We start from the raw sequence: 759 nt of genomic DNA, 5'->3' as shown, positions 1-759 counted from the left end.
ATTTTCTTCGCTATAGCAATAAGCACTGTTTTATTCACGCATCATACAACGAGTGGATGTACAACAGATGGTCTTTTTGTTGGAAGTACTTCTCCGATCAATTGTATTTCCAAAGAATATATAAGACAGAAAATAAAAAAGAAGCTATTAGAAAAAGAACGCGAAAGAGAATGGTTAGAGCTTGAACAATTTTCTGTTAGCGCTTGTCCAGGTGGAAAATTTCCTGTTTATTATGGCGTTTCTATTATCGATTGTGTTTCAGAGGAAGAACTAAAACAAAATCGTCTTAATCAAAATCGTTTTAATAATGAAATTAATATAATGAACTTATTCCTGCAATGGTTTATCGTAGCATTCGTAATAACAACGATAATGTCTGTTCCCATAAGTTTACTTTGGCGTTTTAGATTTAAGGTTCCTGCCTGTTTATTTACAATAATGACAACCTTGGCTATTATTGCCGTCCCTTTTACATTTGATTTATCGTCTCTCTTTTAATCTATTTTTGTAAAAAATATTTCTAAAATATTAAAAACACCCTGCATTTTTAAGCGTTTTGAACTGTATCTCCTCTCATTTAGAGACAATAGCCCCAAGTACAGCCATGCCACTCAATACAATTTTCACCATATTTATAACATAAAAATAACACATGTCGATACATTCAAAAGAGATCAATTAAACGATCTTATAAAATAAGAGCAATACACAAAGTGGCTGTATTTAATGATAGTAAATGAAGACGATTATTATGGAATT

1 protein-coding gene is annotated in these 759 nt (G+C 31.1%); it reads left to right on the top strand.

All coding sequences use genetic code 11. The features are described from left to right. Positions 1 to 498: hypothetical protein (locus ACFILW_RS10435; protein ID WP_375685804.1), on the top strand; the 498-nt coding region annotated here is incomplete at its 5' end. Positions 499 to 759: the final 261 nt, after the last annotated feature.

Origin of the sequence: Bartonella sp. TT110JLCBS (genome assembly GCF_042193405.1) — a bacterium.
Taxonomy (GTDB): domain Bacteria; phylum Pseudomonadota; class Alphaproteobacteria; order Rhizobiales; family Rhizobiaceae; genus Bartonella.
The sequence above is the reverse complement of the archived record's forward strand: the minus strand, read 5'-3'. Positions and strand labels throughout refer to the sequence as shown.